18 protein-coding genes and 1 pseudogene are annotated in these 25,221 nt (G+C 71.2%); 8 read left to right on the top strand and 11 right to left on the bottom strand.

What is annotated here, in order from left to right; translation table 11 throughout:
• Positions 1 to 504: 504 nt before the first annotated feature.
• From ACFYMU_RS22200 to ACFYMU_RS22185, 4 genes are all read left to right on the top strand, one after another.
• A complete protein-coding gene (locus tag ACFYMU_RS22200; protein WP_388375698.1) occupies positions 505 to 783 on the top strand; it encodes an SDR family NAD(P)-dependent oxidoreductase in 279 nt (92 codons plus the stop codon).
• Between the two features lie 347 nt (positions 784 to 1,130).
• Positions 1,131 to 3,086 (top strand): amino acid transporter, encoded by a 1,956-nt coding sequence (locus tag ACFYMU_RS22195; protein ID WP_388375696.1) that lies wholly within the window; start codon positions 1,131 to 1,133, stop codon positions 3,084 to 3,086.
• Between the two features lie 103 nt (positions 3,087 to 3,189).
• A complete protein-coding gene (locus ACFYMU_RS22190; RefSeq protein WP_388375693.1) occupies positions 3,190 to 3,708 on the top strand; it encodes a hypothetical protein in 519 nt (172 codons plus the stop codon).
• 108 nt (positions 3,709 to 3,816) lie between these two features.
• A complete protein-coding gene (locus ACFYMU_RS22185) occupies positions 3,817 to 6,240 on the top strand; it encodes a DUF4118 domain-containing protein (RefSeq protein ID WP_388375690.1) in 2,424 nt (807 codons plus the stop codon).
• Positions 6,241 to 6,711: 471 nt separating this feature from the next.
• Here ACFYMU_RS22185 and ACFYMU_RS22180 read toward each other — a convergent pair.
• The 5 genes and pseudogenes from ACFYMU_RS22180 to ACFYMU_RS22160 form a co-directional block, all read right to left on the bottom strand.
• Positions 6,712 to 7,122: pseudogene (locus ACFYMU_RS22180) on the bottom strand (DUF5655 domain-containing protein); the annotation flags it as partial.
• Between the two features lie 177 nt (positions 7,123 to 7,299).
• A complete protein-coding gene (locus tag ACFYMU_RS22175; RefSeq protein WP_388375761.1) occupies positions 7,300 to 8,997 on the bottom strand; it encodes a caspase family protein in 1,698 nt (565 codons plus the stop codon).
• Between the two features lie 112 nt (positions 8,998 to 9,109).
• Positions 9,110 to 9,463 carry a hypothetical protein gene (locus tag ACFYMU_RS22170; RefSeq protein WP_388375687.1) on the bottom strand — a complete coding sequence of 118 codons (354 nt, stop codon included), beginning with the start codon at positions 9,461 to 9,463 and terminating at the stop codon, positions 9,110 to 9,112.
• A gap of 95 nt (positions 9,464 to 9,558) precedes the next feature.
• The gene (locus ACFYMU_RS22165; protein ID WP_388375684.1) at positions 9,559 to 10,146 is read right to left on the bottom strand and encodes a DUF6262 family protein; all 588 of its coding nucleotides are present in this window, start codon (positions 10,144 to 10,146) and stop codon (positions 9,559 to 9,561) included.
• An 18-nt stretch (positions 10,147 to 10,164) separates the two neighbouring features.
• On the bottom strand, positions 10,165 to 11,211 hold the full coding sequence (locus ACFYMU_RS22160; protein WP_388375759.1) for a tyrosine-type recombinase/integrase: 1,047 nt from the start codon (positions 11,209 to 11,211) through the stop codon (positions 10,165 to 10,167).
• Between the two features lie 277 nt (positions 11,212 to 11,488).
• Between ACFYMU_RS22160 and ACFYMU_RS22155 the strand changes: the two genes are divergently transcribed.
• Positions 11,489 to 12,279, top strand: a protein-coding gene (locus ACFYMU_RS22155; protein ID WP_388375682.1) for an IS5 family transposase whose coding sequence is annotated in 2 segments (ribosomal slippage) — positions 11,489 to 12,065 and positions 12,065 to 12,279 — 792 coding nt in all. Because the reading frame shifts where the segments join, the coding sequence is not laid out codon by codon here.
• Here the strand turns inward: ACFYMU_RS22155 and ACFYMU_RS22150 are convergent.
• Positions 12,236 to 12,787, bottom strand: coding sequence for a hypothetical protein (locus tag ACFYMU_RS22150; RefSeq protein WP_388375756.1), 552 nt, complete (start codon positions 12,785 to 12,787; stop codon positions 12,236 to 12,238). The genes ACFYMU_RS22155 and ACFYMU_RS22150 overlap by 44 nt on opposite strands.
• Positions 12,788 to 13,142: 355 nt before the next feature.
• On the opposite strand from ACFYMU_RS22150, the gene ACFYMU_RS22145 reads away from it, so the two are divergent.
• The gene (locus ACFYMU_RS22145; RefSeq protein ID WP_388375679.1) at positions 13,143 to 14,528 is read left to right on the top strand and encodes an MFS transporter; all 1,386 of its coding nucleotides are present in this window, start codon (positions 13,143 to 13,145) and stop codon (positions 14,526 to 14,528) included.
• Between the two features lie 119 nt (positions 14,529 to 14,647).
• On the opposite strand, the gene ACFYMU_RS22140 is transcribed toward ACFYMU_RS22145, so the two are convergent.
• From ACFYMU_RS22140 to ACFYMU_RS22120, 5 genes are all read right to left on the bottom strand, one after another.
• The gene (locus ACFYMU_RS22140) at positions 14,648 to 16,573 is read right to left on the bottom strand and encodes a helix-turn-helix domain-containing protein (RefSeq protein WP_388375677.1); all 1,926 of its coding nucleotides are present in this window, start codon (positions 16,571 to 16,573) and stop codon (positions 14,648 to 14,650) included.
• Positions 16,574 to 16,641: 68 nt separating this feature from the next.
• On the bottom strand, positions 16,642 to 17,442 hold the full coding sequence (locus ACFYMU_RS22135) for a 3-hydroxybutyrate dehydrogenase (protein ID WP_388375674.1): 801 nt from the start codon (positions 17,440 to 17,442) through the stop codon (positions 16,642 to 16,644).
• Positions 17,443 to 17,496: 54 nt separating this feature from the next.
• A complete protein-coding gene (locus ACFYMU_RS22130; protein WP_388375672.1) occupies positions 17,497 to 17,976 on the bottom strand; it encodes an NUDIX domain-containing protein in 480 nt (159 codons plus the stop codon).
• Between the two features lie 22 nt (positions 17,977 to 17,998).
• Positions 17,999 to 19,660, bottom strand: coding sequence for an apolipoprotein N-acyltransferase (gene lnt, locus ACFYMU_RS22125; protein ID WP_388375670.1), 1,662 nt, complete (start codon positions 19,658 to 19,660; stop codon positions 17,999 to 18,001).
• Positions 19,661 to 19,962: 302 nt separating this feature from the next.
• Complete coding sequence (locus ACFYMU_RS22120; protein WP_388375667.1) at positions 19,963 to 21,036, bottom strand: alkene reductase; 1,074 nt, start codon at positions 21,034 to 21,036, stop codon at positions 19,963 to 19,965.
• Positions 21,037 to 21,146: 110 nt separating this feature from the next.
• On the opposite strand from ACFYMU_RS22120, the gene ACFYMU_RS22115 reads away from it, so the two are divergent.
• Complete coding sequence (locus ACFYMU_RS22115; protein ID WP_388375664.1) at positions 21,147 to 21,524, top strand: MerR family transcriptional regulator; 378 nt, start codon at positions 21,147 to 21,149, stop codon at positions 21,522 to 21,524.
• Positions 21,525 to 21,682: 158 nt separating this feature from the next.
• Positions 21,683 to 24,664 carry a SpoIIE family protein phosphatase gene (locus ACFYMU_RS22110; RefSeq protein WP_388375660.1) on the top strand — a complete coding sequence of 994 codons (2,982 nt, stop codon included), beginning with the start codon at positions 21,683 to 21,685 and terminating at the stop codon, positions 24,662 to 24,664.
• Positions 24,665 to 25,221: the final 557 nt, after the last annotated feature.

Raw genomic sequence — 25,221 nt, 5'->3', positions numbered from 1 at the left:
GGCGCCCCGGTGCGTATGGGGGGGGGGGGGGGGGGGGGGCCCCCCCGGGGCCCCCCCCGGGGGGGGGGCCCCCCGGGGGCCCCCCCCCGCCCCCGCCCCCCCCCCCGGGGGGGGGGCGGGGCCCCCCCCCCCCCACGGACGCGATCTTCTTTGTGTTGCCCGGCCTTCGCTGAACCGCGCCTCTTTGCCCCTCCGGCCCGGCCGTCAACGACACGTAGGCACACGTCAGAAGGGTGTCAGAGAACGGGAGTCAGGCTTGCCACCGCCCTGCGGTACGGCTTCCATGGATGACGTGAACAGCGCCTGGCTCCTCTTCGACCGGCCGCCGAGTCCCGCTCGGCCGTCCCGTCGTGCGCCGCGCTGTGCGGAAATGCCCGCGTCCGTGTCCCACTGACGCGTTCCGCATCCCCCGGGGCGCCGTGACATCCGTCCGGCGCCCCGCCCCGTTTCCCACCCGCGCGCCCGCCGCGCCCTCCCTCGCGTGCTGTCAACCCGGATTGGATCATGTTCGACACTTCCTTTTCATCCCGCATCGTCCTGCTCACCGGCGCCACCTCCGGCATCGGTTACGAGACCGCCCGGCAGCTCGCCGAGTGCGGCGCCACCGTGCTGCTGCACCGCCGTACCGCCGAGGAGGTGCAGGCGGCAGCCGACAAGCTGGTTGCCACCGCGGGCCTCGACGCGAACCGGCTGTGCACGTACGCCGCCGACTTCACCCGCCTCGACGAGGTCGAGACCCTCGCCCGCGAGGTCGTCGCCGGCAGCAAGGCCGGCCAGCGCTGACCGAGGGAGGTGGCGGTCTGCGCCGTCCCCGACCGCAGGCGTCACCACCTCGGCCCGGCCTGCGTCGCCTCCCTGTGCGTCCACTACGCGTCGTCAGCCCGGCGGCGAGCCGTCGCCTCAGCGCGTAGCGGGCGCCGACTCCCCCGTACGGCTCAACCACCCTCCGCGCAAGAAGACCCCTGACCCTTGACGTGCGGCCCGCGCCCGCCCCATCTGCCTTAACGGATCCTTGACGCGCCCGGCGGAATCACCCGTGGGCCCACGGGTCACTCTCTGCATACGCTGGTGCCGCCGTCCGTGTGATGGCCGGAACCCCACGCTGAGCCGCACATCAGGAGAGCACGTCGATGGCCACCACCGAACACCCACCGCCGAGCCGACTGCGGACGTGGATGCTGGAGGGCCTGTCCGACATGGGCAAGCACGGCGGCCACGCCGACCCGCATGCCGAGCCGAAGCCACCACACAAGGGCCAGCGCTGGTACCGGGTGATGTGCCTGACGGGCGTCGACTACTTCTCCACGCTCGGCTACCAGCCCGGCATCGCCGCCTTGGCGGCCGGCCTGCTCTCTCCGATCGCCACCCTCGTCCTCGTCGTCGTCACCCTGGCCGGAGCCCTACCGGTGTACCGCCGCGTGGCCGAGGAGAGCCCGCACGGCGAGGGCTCGATCTCGATGCTGGAGCGGCTGCTGTCCTTCTGGCAGGGCAAGCTGTTCGTCCTGACGCTGCTGGGCTTCGCCGCCACCGACTTCCTGATCACCATCACCCTGTCAGCCGCCGACGCCTCCACCCACCTGATAGAGAACCCGCACCTGACCAGCACGCTGCACGGCCAGCAGATGATCATCACGCTGCTGCTGGTCGCCCTGCTGGGGGCGGTGTTCCTCAAAGGCTTCCTGGAGGCGATCGGCGTCGCGGTCGCCCTCGTGGTCGTCTACCTCGCACTCAACGCCGTGGTCGTGGTCGTCGGCCTGTGGCATGTCCTGACCGCCGGGCACGTGGTCACCGACTGGACCAGTGCCCTGACCACCGAGCACGGCAACATCTTCGCCATGATCGGCGTGTCCCTGCTGGTCTTCCCGAAGCTCGCCCTGGGCCTGTCCGGCTTCGAGACCGGTGTCGCCGTGATGCCGCACGTCCAGGGCGACCCGAATGACACCGAGGAGGCGCCGAAGGGCCGGATCCGGGACACCAAGAAGCTGCTGACGGCCGCCGCTCTGATCATGAGCGTGTTCCTGATCGCCACGAGCTTCATCACGACGGTGCTCATCCCGGAGAACGAGTTCAAGGACGGCGGCAAGGCCAACGGCCGCGCACTCGCGTACCTGGCCCACGATTACCTGGGCGGTGCCTTCGGCACCCTCTACGACGTGTCGACGATCGCCATCCTGTGGTTCGCCGGCGCCTCCGCCATGGCCGGCCTGCTCAACCTGATGCCGCGCTACCTGCCCCGCTACGGCATGGCCCCGCAGTGGGCCCGCGCCGTGCGCCCCATGGTGATCGTCTTCACCCTCATCGCATTCCTGGTCACCTGGATCTTCGACGCCAACGTCGACGCGCAGGGCGGCGCCTACGCCACCGGCGTGCTGGTCCTGATGTCCTCGGCGGCGATCGCGGTGACCATCGCCGCCCGCCGCGCCCGGCAACGGGGCTGGACCATCGGCTTCGCAACCGTGTCCGCGGTCCTGCTCTACGTCACCGTCGCCAACGTCATCGAGCGCCCGGACGGTGTGAAGATCGGCGCCTGCTTCATCGCCGGCATCATCCTGGTCTCGCTCCTGTCCCGGCTGGCCCGCGCTTTCGAGCTGCGCGTCACGCACGTCGAGATGGACGACATGGCGGAACGATTCATCCGCGACATGTCCCACCGGCGCATCCGCTTCATCGCCAACGAGCCCGGTCAGCGCGACAAGGCCGAGTACCGCGACAAGATCGAGCAGATCCGGGCCGACAACGACCTGCCTGAACAGGAAGACTTCGTCTTCGTCGAGGTCACGGTCACGGACCCCTCCGAGTTCGAAGCGGGCCTGGTGGTGCGCGGCGAGGTGCTGCACAACCGCTACCGCATCCTGACCCTGGAGTCCTCCTCCATCCCCAACGCCCTGGCCGCGCTCGCTCTCCACACCCGGGACGTCACCGGCTGCATCCCACACATCTACTTCGAGTGGACCGAGGGCACCCCCTTCGCCAACTTCCTGCGCTTCTTCCTCTTCGGCCAGGGCGAGGTCGCCCCGGTCACCCGCGAGGTCCTGCGCGAGGCGGAGCCGCACCGCGCCCGCCGCCCGCGCGTCCACGTCGGCTGAGCGGTCCGCGCACGTCAGGATCCTGTCAAGATGCACGGGCCTGGCGTCAGAGACGCGTCAGGGCCGCTCGCCGGGGCGCGCACCGCCGCCTAGCGTCAACGTCATGCACCCGAGCGGACCGCCAAGCCCGGCCGGCGACCGCCACTGGCGCGGCAGCGCCCGGTTCGCGGTCGGCTGCGCCCTCGTCTTCTGCACGCTGGCCGTGCTCGTCGACTGGGACGCCGGCACCCTGACGGCACCTCGCGCCGTCCTGTGGCTCGGCCTGTCCGCAGCCGTCTTCGCCGTCCTGCTGCCGCCACGCGTCACAGCCGGTCAGGGCTGGCTGATGGTACGCGGCCCCCTGCGCCGACGGGCCGTACGGACGGACGCCCTCGTGTCCGTCCGCCAGTACGACGGCGTCACCGCCCACCTCGCCCTCCGGGACGCGTACGGCCAAAGCCTCGAAGTCGACTCCCGCGTCCTGGCCGCCAGCCCCCTCCTGTGGCACGAACTCGATGCCGGTATCCGCCGCTCCCTGGAGAAGAGCACCCTGCTCCATGGAGAAGAAGTATTCCGGCGGCTGGGCGAGCAGATCGACGGCGAGACGGCGCAGGCGATCTTGAGGACGTCAGGGATGCCCTAGTCACTCGCCTCTTTCCGAAGATCGTCCAAGCCCTGCCGATGTTCCAGGTCCACCATGGAGGGGAAGCGCGAAGCGCGTGAACGCAATGAGCCGGCGGGAGCCCCGGGGATGGCGCGTGGACGGTTGAGGATCTACCTGGGGGCGGCCCCGGGGGTGGGGAAGACGTACGCCATGCTCGAGGAGGGCCAACGGCTGCGTGCCTCCGGCGCGGACGTCGTCGCAGGATTCGTCGAGCCGCACGGGCGGCGGCCGACGGCGGCCATGGCCGAGGGCCTGGAGACGGTGGAACGGCACAGGGTGACCCACCGGGGAGTGGAGTTCACCGAGATGGACCTCGACGCGGTGCTCGCGCGCCGCCCCCAGGTCGCCCTGGTGGACGAGCTCGCCCACACCAACGTGGCCGGCACCGGCACCCGCAACGCCAAGCGGTGGCAGGACGTGGAGGAGCTGCTGGACGCCGGGATCGACGTCGTCACCACGCTCAACGTCCAGCACCTGGAGTCGCTGAACGACGTCGTCCGGCAGATCACCGGGGTGTGCCAGCGCGAGACGCTGCCGGACGAGGTGGCCCGCCGAGCCGACCAGATCGAGTTGGTCGACCTGCCACCCGAGGTGCTGCGCCGCCGCCTGGCGCACGGCGCCATCTACCCGCCGGACCGTATCGAGGCCGCTCTCACCCACTACTTCCGGGTGGGCAACCTCATCGCGCTACGCGAACTGGCGCTGCTGTGGCTCGCCGACCGGGTGGAGGAGGGACTGCAGCGCTACCGCGCCGAGCACGGCATCGCCGCACCCTGGGAAACCCGCGAGCGGATCATGGTAGGGCTGACCGGGGGCCCGGAGGGCGAGACTCTGATCCGCCGAGCGGCCCGCATCGCCGCTCGTACTCCGGGCAGCGAACTGCTGGCGCTGCACGTCGTGCCGGCCGACGGCCTCACCCACACCGATCCAGGGGCCCTCGCGGCCCAGCGGGCCCTGGTGGAGTCGCTGGGCGGCACCTACCACCAGACGACCGGCGAGTCCTTGGTCGAGGCGCTGCTGCAGTTCGCCCGGGCCGAGAACGTCACCCAGATCGTGCTCGGCGCCAGCCGCCGCGGCCGGCTGTCGCTGCTGCTGGACGCCGGAGTGGGGCATCGCACGATCCGCGGCTCGGGTCCCATCGACGTTCATGTGGTCACCCACGAGGAGGCGGCCGGCTCCGCCTTCACGACACGGAAGCCGAGTCCGGGCCGAGGCACCGGGCCGCGCCGGTTCTGGTTCGCGACGGCGGGGGCGGCGCTGCTGCTGCCCGCGCTGACCCTGATCCTGACGGCCCCCGCCACCCGGCTCGACCTGTCCGGGGTGCTGGTGGTGTTCCTGGTCGCCGTCGTCGTCACGGCCCTGGTCGGAGGGCTGGTCCCGGCGCTGGCCGCGGCGATCGCGGCGGCAGTGCTCGCCGACTACTACTTCACCACGCCCGTTCACTCGCTACGGGTCGAGCACGGCGGCGAAGTCCTCGCCCTGGTGGGCTTCGTCGTCACCGCGGCTCTGGTCGGCGCGGCCACCGACGCGGCCGCGCGGCGCACCCGGCAGGCCGTACGCGCCACATGGGAGGCGCAGGTACTGAGCCGGCTGGCAAGCGCCATGATGCACGGACGGGACCTGCCGACCCTCGTCGAGCAGGTACGGGAGCACTTCGGGCTGACCGGCGCCAGCCTGCTCGAACGCGACCCCGACGCATCACCCGGCCCCCGCTGGTACGTGGTCGCCAGTGCCGGCGCGGACCCGCCGGAACAGCCGTACCAAGCCGATGTCGAAAGCCCCGTCAGCGACAACCTGACCCTGGCCGCCCGTGGCAGCCTGGCCACCGAAGACCAGCGGATCCTCGGCGCCTGCGCTGCCCAGCTCGGCATGGCCCATCTGCACGGCCGGCTCGCCCGGCACGCCGCCGAAACCGACACCCTCGCCGCCGCCGAACGCACCCGCGCCTCCCTGATCCGGGCGGCCGACCGCGATCTGCGCGAGCGGCTGCGCACGGCGGATGAGGCCCTCGCCCGGCACGACACGGACACGGCTCAGGCGTCGATCCGCCGCGCCGCTCAGGTGGTCGCCAACCTGGCCGACCTCGACCGGCTGCAGGGCGGGGCCCTCGACCTCTACCTGCGCCCGGTCGACCTCGACGAGGTGCTGACCGCCGTACTGGACGACCTGGGCCCGGGAGGCCGCACCATCGAGGTCCGGCTACCGGAACAGCAACCCGACGTGATCGCGGACGCCGCGCTCCTCACCCGGGTGCTGACCGCCCTCGCGGCGGACGCCTTGCGCCACAGTCCGCCGCAACGGCCGCCGGCACTGCCCACCGAAGTCCTCGACAGCCGACTGCGCATCCGCCTGACCGGCGGCCCCGACGGCGCCCCGCGCCCGGACAGCCTGACGCTGCGGCTCTCCCGGGACCTGACCGAGGCGATGGGCGGCACGCTCGAACCGGCGGACGACGGCGGGCGGCTGTTCTCGGTGACGCTCACCCTTCCGGCCGCCTCCACACACCCGTGACCCCGCGCCGGGCGACCGCGCTGAGCGCGGCCCCACAGCGCGTCGGGGTCAGGTCACCGGTGGCGCATGTCCCGTTGCGGGCAGCGTTCGCAGCGGGCGACGTGTAGGGATGCCACCCGCTTCCAGGCCAGCGGAGCGATGCGGCCGCGCGATCGGCGCGGTCGGTACGGCTTCGGTCCTCTCTGGTCCCCCCAATGGCTCAGGGAGCGTGCGGACTGGCATCGCAGGCCCGTCCAGCGCCCGAAGCACCGCTGACGCTTACGGCAAGCCGATGACGGCTCAGGCAGGTGAAGCAGCCTGCTTCGAAGCGGCGCAACATAGCGCGGGATCGCCGGTTGGCCAAACCGGCGATCCCTCGAATCATTGATGCTCCACCGCCACTACCTGCCCCCTACGTCGGAAGGCACGACCGCCACCACATCCACAGCGGCCCAGTCCCGCACCTGCGCACGTCACAGACGCGATGGACAGTTACGCCGCCGCGTAGCTCGCGCGGAAGAGGTCCACAGCCCGCTCCACGTCCCACTCGGAGCGCAGCTGCACCTCCAGGTCGCCCGTACCGTGGTGGCCGACCTCCGTCACATCCCGGGTGAAGCCGGGAATGAGGTCGACCTCCCTGGGGTCGGCCTTGAGATAGACGAGGAGCTTGGTCTTCTGCGGCTGGCAGACGCAGGCGAAGTTCCGCAGGCGCTGATACGCCCGGTACTGCTTGCGCTGCACCCGGCTGACGCCGTCTCCGAGGCCGAGCAGCACCTCATCGACCACCTCGGCCAGCTCCGCGACGTCCTTGTGAGCCATGAGCCACGACATGTAATAGAGGCCCTGGTCGATCACGCCTGCGTCGGTGCCGCGCTTGTACTCAATTTTACCGACTGCAGGAGCTCGGACATCGGCTCTGAACTGCCACGATTCATGGACTACATGTCCGTGACGGCGGGTTGGAATCGTTGCTGTAGCTCGTCCGGGTGGACTCATGGGATGGCCCGTCCCCTGGGATGGGTGGACGCCGCGGGGCTGCTGACTGCCCTGGGCGGTTAGATCAGCTCGGGCGAGGGTGTGTCACTGGAGCTTCCACAGCCAGATGCCTTCGCCAGGGCCATCAACGCCGTGGAAGGTCGTACCACGTGCTAGGACTTTGCCGTCGGGGCTGAACGCCACCGAGTCGCTGACGTGGTCGGTGACGGTATGAGTGCTGCGGCCGGTGGCCACATCCCACAGGCGGACGCCGCCTTCGCCTCCGGTAGCAAGCGACTTCCCGTCCGGGCTGAACACCACCGAGTACGTGATCCCCCCCATGAAGGTGGTCATGGTGCGGCCGGTGGCCACATCCCACAGGCGGACGCCTCCTTCGCCTCCGGTAGCAAGCGACTTCCCGTCCGGGCTGAACACCACCGAGTACGTGGGCTCCTTGATGAGGGTGGCGGTGGTGCGGCCGGTGGCCACGTCCCACAGCCAGCACCCAACCACCTTTCCGTCTATGTAGACCTGGTCGCTGCCCGCGAGCGTCTTGCCGTTGGGGCTGAGCGAGACCGAGCGCATGTCTCGGTCTTGCCGGGTCAAAGTGGTGATGGTGCGGCCGGTGGCCACGTCCCACAGTCGGACGCCGCCTTCGCCTCCGGTAGCAAGGGTCTTCCCGTCGAAACTGAACACCAGCGATTCGGTTTGGGGGGTGTTCAGCTTGACGGTGGTGACCCCGGTGCGCGCGTCCCGCAGGCGTACGTCGTAGAAATTGCCGGTGGCGAGGGTCTTGCCGTTGGGGCTGAACGCCAGAGAGCTCATGTCGTCTTGATCGGAGAGCACGGCGATGGTGTCGCCGGTGGCCACATCCCACAGTCGCGAGTCGGAGGCGTAGGTGGCGGCGGCGAGTGTCCTGCCGTCGGGACTGAACGCCAGAGCGGAGGCGTTTTGATCGGCGAATTTGTCAGACTCTGGCCAGAACTTCACAGCAGCCCCGGCAGCTGCGCCGACTACTCCTACTGCAAGCGTGCCGAGGACTATGGTGCGCCGGTGGAATCGTCGCCGGGTCGGCGGCGCTTCCGGTCGCTTGCCCGGCACCCTGCTCTGTGCCGGAGGTGCGATGTGCGTGGCATGGTCAGATGCTTTGAGGCGGCTCAACTGTGCTGCCTGCCCGGCGGTCGGGGCCTCACCGGACGCGTTCTTGGCTACCGGGCATTTGTCAGCGGTGTCCGTGCCGCGCTGGTTGGGGCGCGGGAGGTTGCGGGCGATCAGCCTGTGCCTCAGATGGGGGTAAAGCTCGGCGAAGGTCAGCACCGGGGGGCCGCCGACAACCCCTGCGCCAATCAGGTCGAGCAGCTCCCCGGTGAACGCGGTGTAGGTGTCGGCTTGCCCCGCGTGCGCGGTGCGGTCAGCTGCGGTGAGGGTATAGGTGCCTCGTACGTCGGTTATGTCAGCCAAGTGCTGCCGATCCCCTGCGAGCACATCAATAGCGCGACCGGAGTAACAGCAGTCCAGCACAACGGCTTTAACCTTGGCCGGGCTTCCGAGCAGAACGCTTCGGATCTTGGAGTACTCCAGTCCGGTAACGTCCGGTTCGTCGGCGAGGGTGTCGCTCACGGCGAGTACGAGATCCCCGTTCATGGTGACTGTGCCGTGGCCCACGAAGTACAGCAACAGCACACCGTTGGTGTTTTGAGCATGGCGGCGCAGATCGCTCATCACACGACGGCAGTCGACGGGATTGAGGATGCGAGTGACCTGGTCGTCGGGCCAGCCGCCCAACTCCTCATCGACGAGCATCCGGTGCACGCCCCGCAGGCTCTTTCCCGCGGCAGGCACGGACGGGAAGGATGGATCCTGGTAGGTGGAGACACCGATGAGCACGGCGCGGGAGCCGGATCGGTCGATTCGATCAGTTCCCGGTGTCATCGTCGCCGTCCAGCACCCGGGTGATCAGACCTATGGGATCGCTCACGCGCCGAGCATCGACCTCGACCGTGCGGCCATTGGCGGTGACGGTCACCTTGACGTCTGAACGCCGGGCGCGCAGCCACGCAGACAGTGACTGGGCCAACGCCACACCCACTCCGCCGGAACCTAGAGCGACAGTGATCACGTCAAGCCCGCTGCCGAGCTCCGTCTCTGAAACCTCCCTGCGCACGGCCTGGACGGCGCCCTCCAACTCACGCTCCGCGCGGAGCCAACCGACAAGCGCGGCCAACTCTCCAACCTCGTCGCCACCCCTGATACGAATCACAGCGTCCATGACCTTCATCATTTCAGGCTGATCGCCAACAGACAGGAAGTTGGCCTCTCGGCACTTTCCACCGCGACGGTGGACAGAGCCGTGAGGCGGGTCGGTCAGGTCGTTGACCCCGGGGTGATGAGGCGGACTTCGAGGTCGGCGATGCGCCGGTCCTGGAAGCGGAGATTCGAGCGGGCTGCCTTGAGTCGCTCGTCGAGGGTGCGGTTGTCGGCGGTCAGTTGACGGATCCGCTGCTTGAGGGTGGTGTTCTCGGTGGTGATCCGCTGAATGGCTTCCTCGGTCCACTCGGCTTCGAAGTCCCGGATCTGGCCAAGGAGTTCGCCGATGCGAGAGCGCTGGGTGCGGATCTCGGTGTGGACGGCCTTGAGAGCATTCTCGGCGTTCAGGGCGCGTTCGCGCCAGGTCGCCTCGCGTTCGTCGTCCTGTTCAGCGAGCGTGCGGGATTGGTGTTCGCCGGCCTGCGTCATCGCTGCGGCGACCGCGGCTCCGGCCTCGACGTTGTCGTAGAGGAAGGTGCGGGAGACGTCCGATCGGCGGGCGACGGCGGCGACGCTGACCTGGGCTCTCTCGCGTCGGAGCCGGGCGATGGCCTGGTGGACGCGCTCAAGGGCGGCTTCGGTCTTGCGGCGGCGGGCGGCCAGGGCTGCCGCGGTGCGGGGTTCGGGAACGGTGGCGGTGTTCATGCGGCTTCCTGTTCGGGGTCATCTCCGTCGGCTGTGCACGTATCGCTGTACTCGTCCGGCTCGTCGCTGCCCGCGTCGGCGAGGTCGGCGGCGCGGAAGGCGGTGGACCATGGGCGATGGAAGTAGTCCTGGGGTTTGCGTAGGTCCAGGGCGAGGGCCTCGTCGCGGAGGCCGAGGCCGGCCAGGGCCTTTTCCAGGCCGTCGATGGCGCGGGCAGTGGGCTCGAAGTAGCGGTGGAGGTAGTCGGCGGTGGCGTCGTCGGGGGCGCCTTCGGCCAGCAGTCGCCACTGCTCGCGCTTGCGCCGCCAGTAGAGCAGGTCGGCGCCGGACAGGACGAACTTGTCGCAGTTGTGGCAGTCGAGGGTTCCAGGGGCAGGTGCCGCCGTCGACGACGGGCTGGAAGGTGCAGAAGCCGCCCTCGGCGGGGGTGCTGCGGCGAGAGAGGTCGATGGCCAGGGCCTGGGCCTGCTCGTGGGTGAGCGGGGTGGTGTCGCTGGTGAGGAGTTCGCCGGGATGCGTGGTGCCGGGTCCGGCGACCCACACGTGCTGGAGGAAGTTCTCCAGGTCCGACTGGGTCAGGTGGACGTAGTGCTCTGCCATGCGGTCGGAGACCTGGCCGAGGTAGCGGCGGATGTGCGTCAGGCTCGCACCGTGCCGCAGCAGCCGGGTGGCCAGCGTATGTCGGGCCTGGTGGGCGACGTAGTGACCGCCGAGGTCAAGCTCGGCGATCCAGCTGCGGAAGCCGGTGTGGAACCAGGTGTAGGACAAAGCACGGCGGCCGTCGGGGTTGAGGATGTCGGTGGGGAACAGGGCCAGGTGAGTGCGTTCGGCAGCAGTGGGCGGCCGGCCGGCGTGCCGGTCGGCGTAGTGGGTCAGGGTCTTTTGGCGGCGTTCTTCGAGCCGGTCCAGGAGATGGTCGGGGATGCGGACGGCCGCGTTCAGATTGCCGACCTTGGTCTGGTCGTGCCAGAGCAGGGGCAGCCCGCCGTAGCGGCCGACGCAGTCCAGGCGGAGCTGGATGACCTCGCTGGCGCGCCGGCCGGTGACGATGATGGTCTCCCACATATCCCTCAGTAGCTGTTGTCTTTTCGATCTCGAGCGGTGGCGGTCGAAGGCGGATTCCCGGTCGGGTGATGCTGCCGTGGCCAGAGCATGAAGACGGGGCCTCCTGAACAGCTCGTGGGTGTCGAATCCATAGAGCAACAGGAGGCCCCTGGTGCCGCAGTCTTCCGTGTCCATGGCCGGGCAGTCCAACTCGGCCGCTCCATCGTGTGATTGCCTCGCGCACGTGTACGGCAACGCGGCTGACCGGCCCGAGCGGCAGCGCCGGTACCCGTCGGATATGACGGACGCGGAGTGGGCTGAGGTCCGGCCGCTGCTGCCGGTACCTGGCTGGATGCGCGGGCGGGGCGGCCGGCCGGAGGGGTACTGCCACCGCGCGATGCTCGATGCGATCCGGTACCTGGTCGACAATGGCGTCAAGTGGCGGGCGATGCCTGCCGACTTCCCTCCGTGGGACGGGGTATACGCCTTCTTCCGCCGCTGGCGCGACCACGCCCTGGTCAAGGAGTTCCACGACCGGCTGCGCGGCCAGGTCCGCGAGCGGCTGGGCCGGGACGCGGAGCCGACGGCCGGCGTGATCGACTCGCAGTCCGTCAAGGCGGACGCCGTCGTCGGCGTCGACAGTCGCGGCTTCGACGGCGGCAAACAGATCAACGGGCGCAAGCGGCACGTCGTGGTCGACACCCTCGGCCTGTTGCTGGGCGTGATGGTCACGAGCGCGGATGTCGGCGACCGCGCCACCGCCCAGGTCCTGCTGCAGCAAGTCGCCGACGTGCACCACTGGTTGGCCCTGGTCTGGGCTGATGGCGATTACACCGGCAGCCTCGTCGAATACTGCCTGCCACGTTCGCCCTGGTCCTGGCGATCGTCAAGCGCAGCGACGACATGCGCGGCTTCGTGGTGCTGCCCAAGCGGTGGATCGTCGAGCGTCTCTTCGCCCACCTGATGCGAAGTCGCCGCCTGGTGCGCGACTTCGAGCGGCGGACCAGCAGCGCCGAGGCGGTGATCTACTGGTCGATGACCCTGCTCATGACCCGCCGCCTGGCCCGCTCACGCCGCGGGCGAGCGTGAAGCGGCCGGGCGCCGGCTCGGCCAGCCAGCCGCGTGCGACCAGGCGTTTCGCTTTCGACCTCAGCGCTTCCACCCGCGCCGGAACCACGTCCATGCCGAACAAGGCGGCCATCTCCTGGCAGGTCATCGGCCCCTGCCCGAGCCGGGCCCGGTCCGCGAGCGCGGTGAGGATGCGCTGGTAGTCCACCGACAACGCTGACCACGCAAGCCCTTCACGCCACACCGGCACTTGCGACTTCGCCTTCGCTGCTTCCGGCGTGGACGACGCCTCCTCGGCCTGCCCGTCGGCGGTCGGTGCTGTCCGGTCGGCCTGCTCGTGGCCGTGCTCGGTCTCGTCTGCCGGGGCAAGCACCTCACTCACCCGCGAGCGAGCGATGGCCCATTCCTTCCAGTCCCGCTCGGCTACCGCCAGTTCAGCTTGGATGCGGTCGGCCTCCTCCCGCAGCTCGTCCACGCGACGGCGAGCGACGAGCTCGCGCTGTTCCAGCAGCCCCACGACCGACGGCATCCATGACCTCCACAGCAGCGGCGACACGACAGACCACCACTCCCACAGGATCATCGACCCTATGCCCGACCAGCGAAAACGCCGTCCTCAAGCCCGGAAAGACAACAGCTTCTCAGCACCGCACCGTCAAATTCTCAGCACCGCACCGTCAAATCACTCCGAACTACGCGTCACGGACGGCACTCGTTTCGACTATCTTCGAGCCTCTGAAGCACCCTTTCGTGAGCCGGCATGGTGGCCGCGCGCATAGCCAACCCTCGAACTGTGTTGCCCCACCACATGTGCCCCTGACCTGCATCTTCCTACCGTGTGCCAACACCTACCCGTCCCCACCGCACACGAGGAAGTGGCGCACATGGCCTCCGGAACCACCGCTCCCCCACCCCCCGCCAGCCTCCCCAGAATCGTCGCCGCCAGCCTCATCGGCACCACCATCGAGTGGTACGACTTCTTCCTCTACGGATCCGCCGCCGCGCTCGTCTTCAACAAGCTGTTCTTCCCGGGCTCCGACCCGCTCGTCGGCACGCTCCTGTCCTTCCTCACCTACGCGGTCGGGTTCGCGGCGCGTCCGCTCGGCGCGCTGGTCTTCGGGCACTACGGCGACCGGCTGGGGCGCAAGAAGCTGCTGGTGCTGAGCCTGCTGCTGATGGGCGGGGCGACCTTCGCCATCGGTCTGCTGCCCACCCATGCGACGGTCGGCAGCGCCGCGCCGGTCCTGCTCACAACGCTTCGCCTGGTGCAGGGCTTCGCGCTCGGTGGCGAGTGGGGCGGCGCCGTCCTGCTCGTGTCGGAGCACGGCGACGCCCGGCGGCGCGGCTTCTGGGCCTCCTGGCCGCAGACCGGCGCACCCGCCGGTCAGCTCCTCGCCACGGGTGTGCTGTCCCTGCTGACCGCCGTGCTCTCGGACGACGCGTTCGGCTCGTGGGGCTGGCGCGTCCCGTTCCTCCTGTCCGGCGTGCTGGTGATCGTCGGTTTGTGGATTCGTCTGTCCATCGATGAATCGCCCGTGTTCCAGGAGGCCCTGGCGCAGGCGGAGGCCCGCAAGGCGGCCAGGGACGCCGTCGCGGAGAAGCTGCCGCTGGTCTCCGTCCTGCGCCACCACTGGCGCGACGTCCTGGTGGCCATGGGCGCGCGCATGGCGGAGAACATCAGCTACTACGTGATCACCGCCTTCATCCTCGTGTACGCCACCACGCAGGCCGATGTCTCCAAGCAGACCGCCCTCAACGCCGTGCTGATCGCCTCCGCCGTGCACTTCGCCGTGATCCCGGCGTGGGGCGCGCTCTCGGACCGGATCGGGCGCCGGCCCGTCTATCTGCTGGGCGCGGCCGGGATCGGCCTGTGGATGTTCCCCTTCTTCTCACTCATCGACACGGGCGGTTTCGGCAGCCTCGTCCTCGCGGTGACGGTGGGTCTGGTGCTGCACGGGGCGATGTACGCGCCCCAGGCGGCCTTCTTCTCCGAGATGTTCGCGACCCGCATGCGCTACTCGGGTGCGTCCATCGGCGCGCAGTTCGCCTCGGTGGCCGCCGGCGCGCCCGCCCCGCTGATCGCCACCGCGCTGCTGTCCGACTACGGCAGCTCGACACCGATCGCCCTGTATGTGATCGCGGCGGCCGTGCTGACCCTGATCGCGGTGGGCGTCGCCGAGGAAACCCGGCACCGCGATCTGACCCAGGTCGATTCCGTGCCGGACGCGGAACCGGCCGGGGCGCACACGGTGGATGCGCGCACCGTCTGAGTCCCGGTCCGTGAGCGGCCCCGTGTGCATCCGCGCACGGGGCCGACGCGCGTGTCGCGGGCCGTCGGCAGCGCGGGCAGCCACGGCGTCCGGGTGTCCGAACCGGTGCGACGCCTCGGTCAGTGCCGGGCCGTCGCCGACAGCCGGTGCAGGCGCAGCGCCAGTTGTATCTCCAGGGTGCGGGCCGGGCTCTGCCAGTCGTGGCCGAGCAGCCGGCCCACCCGCTCCAGGCGCTGCGCCACGGTGTTCACATGGACGTGCAGCTCGTCCTTGGTGCGCGCCGGGCTCATCCCGCAGGAGAAATAGGCGTCGAGGGTGCGGACCAGATCCGTGCCGCGCCGTTCGTCGTAGGCGATGACCTGGCCGATCGTGCGCCGCACATAGGCGTCGATGTCGCGGTCCCCGGCGAGCAGCAGCCCCAGGAACCCGAAGTCCTCGGCGGCGGCTCCGTCCCCGGTGCGGCCCAGCAGGCGCAGGGCGTCGAGGCAGCGCAGTCCCTCCGCGTGGGCCGCGGCGACGGAGTCCGGGCGGGTGGCGAGGTCCCCCACGGGTGCGGAGGCGCCGACGGTGACCTCCTCGCGCACGGCCGTACCGAGCTGCCGGGCGGTGCGGCGGGCCAGTTCGGTCGCCGTGTCGCCCGGGTCGAGGGGCAGCAGCAGCACCGTGCCTCCGTCGCGGGCGGCGGCGAGCCCGTGCCGGGTGGCCGCGAGGTGGGACGCGGCGGACCACAGGCGCCGGCGGGCGGCCGCCTCCTGATCGGCGTCTCCGGTCTCCGTGTCGAGGCGGGCGGCCAGCACCACATGGGTGGCGTCGAGGTCGGCACGCAGCCGGGCGGCGCGCTCGCGCAGCAGACGCGGGTCCCGGTCGCGGGCGTCGAGGAGGTCGTCCAGCAGCTCGCCGCGGACGCGCTGCTCGGCCTCGGCAGCCGAGCGGCGGGCGAGCAGCAGCAGGGAGGTGACCGTCGCCGCGCGCTCCAGCGTGCGCTGGTCGACGGGGTCGAGCCCGGGATGCCCGCGCAGGACCAGCGCGCCGAGCAGTTCGCCGCCGGCTGCCACGGCGGCGACCCAGTCGCGACCGTGCCGCACGGCATGGCCCTCGGCGCGGGACGCCTCCAGGGCCGAGGGCGGGGCGGAGTCCGCCTCGGTGAACTCGACCGTGCCGTCGAGGACCTGGGAGACGGCGGCCGCCACGTCGTGGACGCCGCCGCCGCGCAGGACCAGTTCGGCGAGCCGGTCGTGGACGTCCGAGGCGCGCTCGATCACCGCACTGCGGTCGCGGATGATCTCGTTGGCACGGGCGAGCCGGTCCAGGGCCGAACGGGTCTCGGTGAGCAGGTTCGCGGTGTCGATGGCCGCGGCGGCCAGGGCGGCGAACGAGCCGAGGAGCGCGATCTCCTCCCGCTCGAAGACCCGGGCCCGCCGGTCGGCGGCGAACAGGACCCCGATCACCTGGGGGCCGATCATCAGGGGCACACCGAGGATCGCCACCAGGCCCTCGTCGCGCACGCCCGTGTCGATCGTCCGGGTGTGCTGGAAGCGGTCGTCCTGGAAGTAGTCGGGTGTCACGTACGGGCGGGCGGTCTGGGCGACGAGGCCGCCGAGCCCCTCCCCCATGGCGAGCCTGAGCTGCTGGAAGCGCGCGGCGACCGAGCCCTCGGTGACCCTCATGTAGGTGTCGCCCGCGGCCTCGTCGTGCAGGGTCAGATACGCGACGTCGGTGCGCAGCAGCGACCGGGCGCGCTGCACGATCGCCTGCAGGACGGCGTCCAGGTCGCGCAGCCCCGCCAGGTCGTGGGCGGTCTCGAAGAGGGCGGACAGCTCCGCCTCCCGGCGGCGTCTGCCCTCCATCTCCGCGCGCACGCGCAGCGCCAGCCGTCTGGCCTCCTCCAGCGCGCCGATGCGCTCGGCGGGCAGGCCCTCGGCACGGGCGAGCAGCACCGGCTGCTCGTACGCGTCGGCCGACGCGCCCCGGGCCAGGAGCTCCAGGAACGGCGCCTCGGCACCGGTGCCGGGGCGCTCCGAGGACTGTACGTGATCGCGAGACATGCCCCCAGGATGGCCCACGGCGGGACCATGCCCGCCAGGCCTGTGGACAACTCGTGACACGTCGCCGCTCAGTGCGCGGTCCAGCCGCCGTCGAGGACCAGCGAGGCACCGGTGACGAAGGAGGCCTGCGGACTGCACAGGTAGACGACCGCCTCGGCGACCTCCTCCGGCTCGATCAGCCGTTTCACGGCGCTGTCCTGGAGCAGCACCTCGGACAGCACACGCTCCTCGGGAATCCCGTGCGCCCGCGCCTGGTCCGCCAGCTGCTTCTCGACGAGGGGCGTGCGCACATAGGCCGGGTTCACACAGTTCGATGTGACACCGTGGGGGGCGCCCTCCAGGGCGGCGGTCTTGGACAGCCCTTCGAGCCCGTGCTTGGCGGCGACGTACGCCGACTTGAAGGCGGAGGCGCGCAGCCCGTGGACCGACGACACGTTGACGATGCGGCCCCAGCCCTGCCCGTACATATGGGGCAGCGCCCCGCGCATGAGCCGGAACGGGGCCTCCAGCAGCACGGTCAGGACGGTGCGGAAGACGTCCGGCGGGTACTCCTCGATCGGCCGCACCAACTGGAGCCCGGCGTTGTTGACCAGGACGTCGGTGCCGGCGGCGGCGAGCTCGGCCGCGTCGAGGTCGGTGAGGTCCAGGACGTGCGGCTCGACGGTGCCCGGAAGACCATGGGCCGCGCCGGCGAGGGCGTCGAGCCCGGCGGCGTCCCGGTCGACCGCTCTCACCTTGGCGCCGGCGGCGGCCAGCCGCAGCGCGCAGGCGCGGCCGATACCGCCCGCGGCACCGGTGACGAGCGCGGCGCGACCGCCGAGGTCGAGCGGGGGGGCGAGGGGGCTCGGGTGGGAGGGGGGCACGGTCATGCGATCACCCTAGGCAGCGCTCGTGCCCCACCCCATATGGTCACCACCCATACTTCACAGTGGATTGGTGGGGTCGAACCATGTGGGTGCATCCAGGAGCGCCTGCTTGATCCGGAACCGCCCGAACCGGTGCAGCTCCGGCAGCGCCTCCACCGCGAACCAGCCGACCTCCAGCGACTCGTCGTCGTTGACGCGCGCCTCGCCGCCGACGGCCCGGCAGCGGAAGGTGATGTCCATGTACTGGCACTGGTCCCGGTTGGGGTACGTCACCCGCTCCAGGGCCTGGACGAGGACGACCCGATCGGCGACGGCCCGTACGGCCGTCTCCTCGTACACCTCGCGCACGGCACAGGCGGCAGGTTGCTCCCCCGGCTCCGGGATGCCACCGATCAGCGACCATCTGCCGGTGTCGGAGCGGCGCCCCAGCAGCACGCGGCCGTCGTCGTCGAAGACGACGGCGGTGACGCCGGGGAGCAGCAGCAACTGATGACCGGCAAAGGCCCGGACCGCTCGGATGAATTCGGGAGTAGCCATGGGCCGACCCTAGTGGCAGGGCCTAGCGGACCGGTTCCGCGACCTCTCGGGCATCGAGACGGACGTCCCCGGCACCGCGCCGACGGCGCCCGCGGACCGACGAGGCCACCGCCCAGCCGAGTCCACCCGCCGCGACCAGCACCAGGGCCGCCTCGGGCAGGACGCCGAGCCGGGTGGCGGGCGTCTCGGAGGAGCGCAGCGGGACCTTCTGCACAAGCGTGTCGGCCACGAACATCCCGGTCCGCTGGGTGATCCTCCCGTCAGGCATGATGACGGCGCTGACGCCGCTGGTCACCGGCACGGTGACGGTACGGCTGTGCTCCACCGCCCGCACACGGGACATGGCGAGCTGCTGGTAGGTCATCTCGCTGCGGTCGAAGGTCGCGTTGTTGCTGGGCACCGAGATCAGCTGCGCCCCGTCCGTCACGGTCGTGCGGACCGTCCAGTCGAAGGCGGCCTCGTAACAGGTGACGAGTCCCACCTTGGCGTCCGCCATGGTGAACACGCCGGGCTTGTGCCCGCGGCTGAAGTCCTGGCGCACCATCGACGTCCAGTTCTTGTTGATGACGCCGAGCAGCGAGCGCAGCGGGAGGTACTCGCCGAACGGCTGCACCTGCCGCTTGTCGTAGGTGTCGACGGGGCCCTTCTGCGGGTCCCACAGGATCTGCTCGTTGTAGAGCCTGCCGTCGCGCTCGACGACGCCGCCGACCGACACCGGCACGCCGATCGCCTTGGCGGCCCTGCCGATCACGGCGGCGGCGTCCGGGTTGGCGAACGGGTCGATGTCGGAGGAGTTCTCGGGCCACAGCACGAGGTCGGGCCTCGGGACCGTACCCGCCGCGACCTTCGCGGCCAGGCGCTCGGTCTCGCGCGCGTGGTGGTCGAGAACGGCGCGCCGCTGTGCGTTGAACTCGAGGCCGGAGCGCGGCACGTTGCCCTGGACGACCGCGACGGTCGCGGTGCCGTTCTCGGCCTTGTCGCTGACGAGGGTGCGCGCGGCGACCGCGCCCGCCACGGGAACGGCGACGCTGAGCAGTGCCGCGACGGCCGCCCCGCGCCGCGGCATGCCCCCGGTGCGCCGGCCGTCCACGACGAGGCGCACGATCTCGCACAGCCCGAAGCCGCACAGCACGACCGCGAAGCCCAGCACGGGGGTGCCGCCGACCGCCGCGAGCGGCAGGAACACGCCGTCCGCCTGCCCGAAGGCGGTCTTCCCCCAGGGGAAGCCGCCGAACGGCGCACGCGCGCGTGCCGCCTCTCCCGCGATCCACACGGTCGCCGCCCACACCGGCCAGGCGGGCAGCCGGGAGACCAGCGCGACACCCGCCCCGACGAGCGCGACGAAGACCGCCTCCACCGCGACGAGCGCGAGCCACGGGCCGGAGCCGACCTCGACGCCGGTCCACACCAGCAGCGGCAGCAGGAAGCCGAGCCCGAACAGGTAGCCGAGGCCGAGGGCCGCCTTCCAGGTGCGGTCGCGCAGGGTCCAGCCGAAGACGGCGAAGGCCGGGACGGCCAGCCACCACACGGTACGGGGCGGAAAACTGACGTAGAGCAGCACTCCGGAGAGCGACGCGGCGACGGCCGGAACGAGGCGTCGTATGCGGCGGGCACCACGGGGCGTGGGTGCGACGCCGGGTTCGAGCAGTTCGGGCTCGCCCACGGAAGTTGCGCTGACGGTCACCCGGGGAGTGTACGGCGCGTGACCATGACGCCGACAGCGCCGCTGCCCCACGCCGGTCGCCCAGGACCACGACCGTCCGCGCCGGCGGTGGCGTCGGCGGTGGCGGTGGCGTCGGCGGTGGCGGTGGCGGTGGCCACGGCGCCGCCCCGCGAAGGCCCGCGGGCGCCGCGCACGTCGCGTCGCCGTTCCCCGGCGGCCGGCCCGCCCTGTCGTGCGGACCGTCCGGGCGTCGTGGGGTCCGGCGTGCCCACGAGGTGCCCCGCGCCCTGCGCCCGTACCGCGGCGGCACGGGAGCAGGGGCGTCAGGCCGTGTACTGATAGGCGGGGTAGGTCAGGTAGCCGGCGTCACCGCCCTGGTAGTACGTGGCCTCGTCCACGGGAGCGATCGGGACCCCGGTACGCAGTCGCTCGACCAGGTCGGGGTTGGCGATGAACGCGCGGCCGAAGCTGATGAGGTCGGCTCCGAGCCCGAGCCAGTGGTCGGCGTCGGCCCGGCCGGTCTGCTTCGGCCCCATCGGCAGCACCGGGTTCACGACGAGGGTGCCCGGCCATGTGCGCCGCAGGCCCAGCAGGACCTCCTCGTCGGTCGTCGCCTCGAGGTGGACGTAGGCCGGCTCGAGCCGGGCCAGCTCGGTCAGGAGCGCCGTGTAGAGCTGGGGGACGTCGGTCTCCTCGACGCCCCAGAACGTCGCACCCGGTGAGAGCCGGATGCCCGTCCTGTGCGCGCCGACGGCCTCCACGGTCGCGGACACCGCCTCCACCGCGAACCGGATGCGATTGGCCACCGATCCGCCGTAGCGGTCGGTGCGGAGGTTGGCGTTCGACGAGAGGAACTGCGCTATCAGATAGCCGTTGGCGCCGTGCAGCTCGACGCCGTCGAAGCCCGCGTCGACGGCACGGCGGGCGGCCCGGGCGTACGACTCGGCGTGCTCGGGCACTTCGGCGGTCTCCAGGGCGCGCGGCGTCGGCGCGGGCCGGGGTCCGGCCGGGGTGAACACCTCCCCGGCGGCGGGTACGGCGGACGGCCCGATCGGCTGCATTCCGGTGGTGTCGGGATGGGAGACCCGCCCGCCGTGCATGATCTGGGCGAAGATCCGCCCGCCGTTGGCGTGGACGGCGGCCGTCACCGGGCGCCAGGAGGCGACCTGCTCGTCGGTGTGCAGTCCCGGCGTGCCCGGATTGGACTGTCCGATCAGGCTCGGCTGCACGCCCTCGGTCACGATCAGCCCCGCCGTCGCCCGCTGGGCGTAGTAGGTCGCCATCGACGGCGTCGCCAGACCGCCGGCGGCCGCCCGGACCCGTGTCATCGGGGCCATGACCACGCGGTTGGGCAGCGTGAGGTCACCGAGCCGATAACGCTGGAAAAGGGTCGTCACATCAGGCTCCTTCCTGGTAGATGCCCTGTCCCGGGCACGGCTGCTACGCTAAAACCTGACATTGACGTCAGATGCAAGGTGTGTGCCACGAGTCACATCGGGAGGACGGCGTGCGCATCGGGGAGCTCGCGTCCAGGGCCGGGGTCAGCGTCCGGTCCCTGCGCTACTACGAGGACCAGGGCCTGCTCACCAGCACCCGCAGCACCAGCGGGCAGCGCCATTACCGGGACGAGGACGTCGAGCGGGTCGCGTTCATCCAGCGGCTGTACGCCGCGGGTCTCTCCAGCCGCACCATCACGGAACTGCTGCCCTGCGTGGACTCGCCGAGCGAGGAGAACTCCGATGCCGCGCTGGAGCGCATGGCGCAGGAGCGCGACCGGCTCTCCGCACACATCACCGACCTCGTCCGCACGCGGGACGCGCTCGACGCGCTGATGGACGCGGCCCGGGCGCATCGATCGAGTCTGCGGGCGGAAGCGGCCCGCTGAGCGCCCGGGAGGCCGCACGCTGCTCGCACGCGCCCTGGATGCGACGTTATGGTGAAGTATGTCCCAGACATGCCCGGTGATCACTGACCGGCCGGGATCCCTGATCGCCGGGTGAGGTGCTCGGCGTGCCTGAAGAGGACCGATCGGGAGTCGCGAGCATGGCCGCGCAAGCCGCTCATCGGGGGGATCTCCGGGGCGGGCTCGATCGCGTCCGGGCCGACCGGCTGCGCCTGCTCGATGCCATGGACGACCAGCTGGGGGACGCCCCGATGCTGCAGCACGCCCTGCAGCAGGCGGCGGCCGAGGTCGGAGCGCTGGGCGGCATGGCCCACATACGGGTACGGGACATCACCGAAGGGCTGCGGCTGGTGTCCAGCAGCGGCCTGCCCCCGGCGTTCACCCGCCTGTGGGAGAACATCTCCGAGGACGGCTCGGTGGCCCCCGCCCGGGCCGCACGGCGGGGCAGGGCCGCCGTCACCCCCACGGTCACCGTGCCCGAGCAGGCGTTCGGCCGTCCCACGCCCGCCGTCACCCAGGTCACCGGCGTCCCACCGGACGCCGGGATGGTGGCGGTGCCGATTCCAGGTCCGGAAGGCATCCTCGGCACCCTGTCCGTCCTCGTGCCGGGAAGCGGCGCACCCGGCCCCGAACAGCTGACGTTCCTGCAGGAGGTGGCCCGGTGGGCGGGGAGCAGGCTGCGGCTCGCCCCGCCCGGCCCGGAAGGCGTGGCGCCCGCGATGCTGCAGGAGTCGGCACTCGGCCGGGACAGGGTGCCCGAGTCCGCGGCCGGCGGGAACTGGGAGTGGGACCTGCGCAGCGGGGACATGGTCGTGGACGGGCCTCTGCTCGACGCCATGCGCATCGACCGGGGAGATTTCGCCGGCACGATCGAATCCCTGGCCGCCCACATCCACCCCGACGACGTGTCCTGGGTGGTGGCGGAGGCCGACCGGACCATCCGCGCCCGCAGCCTGTTCGACATCGAGTACCGGGTGCGGGGCACCGACGGCGACTACTCCTGGATCCGCAGCCGCGGCCACACGATCTCCGGGGAGGGCGGGGAACCGGCCCGCATGACCGGTTGCGCGTGGAACGTCACGGAAGCCCACGCCTCGCTGGAGTCGGTGGGCCGCGCCCTGCTCCACATGAGCGACGGGTTCCTCTCCCTCAGGGGCGACGGTCGGATCAGTTTCGTCAACGCGGCGGCCGAGCGTGTGCTCGGCCCCGCGCGATGCCTGGTGGGCCGGTTCCTGTGGGAGGTGCCGGCCGTGGGCGGGGTGCCGGGTCTGGCGGCCTGGTGCCGCAGGGCCGCCGCCGCGGGCGTGCCCGCCGAACACGATGCGCCGCTGCCGACCGACGGCCGCTGGAGTCATCTGCGGCTCGTCCCGGGCCCCGACGGGCTCGCCCTCTACATCACCGACGTCACGGAGAAGCACCGGCGTGAGGAGGCCGACCGGGCCGCCACCGAGCGGGCGTCCTTCGTCGCCGCGATCACCCGGACCCTCACCGAGACGGTCACCGCGCAGGACGTGGTGAACGCCGTCGCCGAGACCGCGCTGCCGTTCTTCGACGCCACCGGAATGCTGATCACCGCGGTGGAGGACGGCCGCCTCGGCGTCGTCGGCTCCGCCGGTCTTCCAGCCGAGTTCCTGAAGCGCTTTCCGCCCTCCCCCCTGGAGCGCCTCCACGGCTCCGCGCCCGCCACGCCGACGGCCGCCACCCCCGTGGGAGAGGCGATCCAGACCCGTGCCCCGGTCTTCACCACGTCGCGGGAGGACTTCACCGCCCGCTACCCGCAGCTGTCCGACTTCGCGGCCGGTATGCCGCACGAGACCATGGCGTTCCTGCCGCTGATCGTCTCGGGCCACCCCATCGGCGGCCTCACCCTCTCCTGGAGCCGGTCGCGCAGCTTCGACAAGAACGACCAGACGCTGCTCAACGCCGTGAGCGGCCTGGTCGCCCAGGCCCTGGGACGGGCCCGGCTGTACGACTCGGCCACCACCCGCGCCCGCGAGCTCCAGCGCGGTCTGCTTCCCCGGGAACTGCCCTCGCTGCCCGCGGTCACCGCGGCCGTCCGCTATCTGCCCGCCGGGCAGGGTGCCGAGATCGGCGGCGACTGGTACGACATCATTCCGCTGTCCGCGGACCGGGTCGCCCTCGTCGTCGGCGACGTCATGGGCCACGGCCTGCCCGAAGCCGCCGCCATGGGACGGCTGCGTACGGCGGTCCGGACCCTCGCCCACCTCGAACTGCCCCCCGAGGACCTGCTGGCCCGCCTCAACGACATCGTCGGCGACCTGGGAAACGACCGCTTCGCCACCTTCCTGTACGGCATCTACGATCCCGTCACCGGAGAGTTCTGCTACGCCAACGCGGGCCACCCGCCGCCCGCCGCCGTCCTTCCCGACGGCACCGTCTCCTTCTTCCCCATGGCCCCCAACCCGCCCCTCGGTTCCGCCGTCCCGCCGTTCGCCACCGCCAGCCGCCGCCTGACCGACGGCGGTGTGCTGGTCCTCTACACCGACGGCCTGATCGGAGGGAACGACCGGGACCTCGATCTCGGCATGGGCCGCCTCGCCCGCGCCCTGTCCACCACCTGTTCACGCGAGCGGGAGGACCTGGACGCTCTCAGCGACTCGGTCACCGCCGCCCTGCTCCCCGACGGCAGCCCGGCCGACGACGCGGTCCTGCTGATGACCCGGGTGCACCGCCTCAGGCCGGACGACATCGCCGTCTGGGACCTCCCCGACGACCCGGTCGCCGCCGGCCAGGCGCGCCGGCTCATCCACGAGCGGCTGGCCGGGTGGGGCCTGGACGACCTCACCATGACCACCGAACTGCTGGCCAGCGAACTCATCGGCAACGTCATCCGCCACGCCAAGGGCCCCATCCAGCTGCGACTGCTCCGCAGCCGTACCCTCATCTGCGAGGTCTCCGACTCCAGCCTGACCACCCCCCACGTCCGCCGCGCCGCCGCCACCGACGAGGGAGGCCGCGGTCTGCAGCTCGTCGCCGCCCTCTCCTGTCGCTGGGGCATCCGCTACACCGAGTCGGGCAAATGCATCTGGACCGAGCAGCTCATCCCGGACGGCGCGGACCGCGGGCGACGACCGCCGGTGGGGCGCTCGCATCAGGGCTGACCGAGGCGGCAGGCGAAGGCGTCCGCCCGGGGGAGCCGCGGTTCATCGTGCCGGATTTCCGCACTGCATAAGAAGATTGAGGCAACATCAAAAACTTCTCTCTTCGTCTTGCCGCTCGGCGTGAACGGGGGTTAACGTCAATCCGCTCGGCCGCACCTCGGTGGACCGGGTTTCCTTTAATGTCATGCCCACACCATGAGTTTGGCATCTTTCACACGCCGTACCTCTCACACAGCACAAGGCAGGACCCCAGCAATCCCACGGCGTGCCGCCGCGAGGCCACGCCGCACACGACCACCGCCCGGCACCGGCCCGGCCATGACGCCCCAGGGAGGTTCACTCGTGCCCACGCACCCGCCCGCCGTGCCGTCGCCACGAGCGCGGGGCCGCCACCGCCGTCAGGTGCCGTCGGCAAAGCCGCGCCGGACCACCGCGGCTCAGCCGGACGCCGAGGGCCTGCCCTGCGGCCGTCCCTGAACGCACCACCGCGGGGTTCGCAAACCCCGATTCGCTCCATGAAGGTTCCGTCAGGGGGAGAAATTCCTATGGGTACGAAC

Origin of the sequence: Streptomyces sp. NPDC007264, from assembly GCF_042869095.1 — a bacterium.
Taxonomy (GTDB): Bacteria; Actinomycetota; Actinomycetes; order Streptomycetales; family Streptomycetaceae; genus Streptomyces.
The sequence above is the reverse complement of the archived record's forward strand: the minus strand, read 5'-3'. Positions and strand labels throughout refer to the sequence as shown.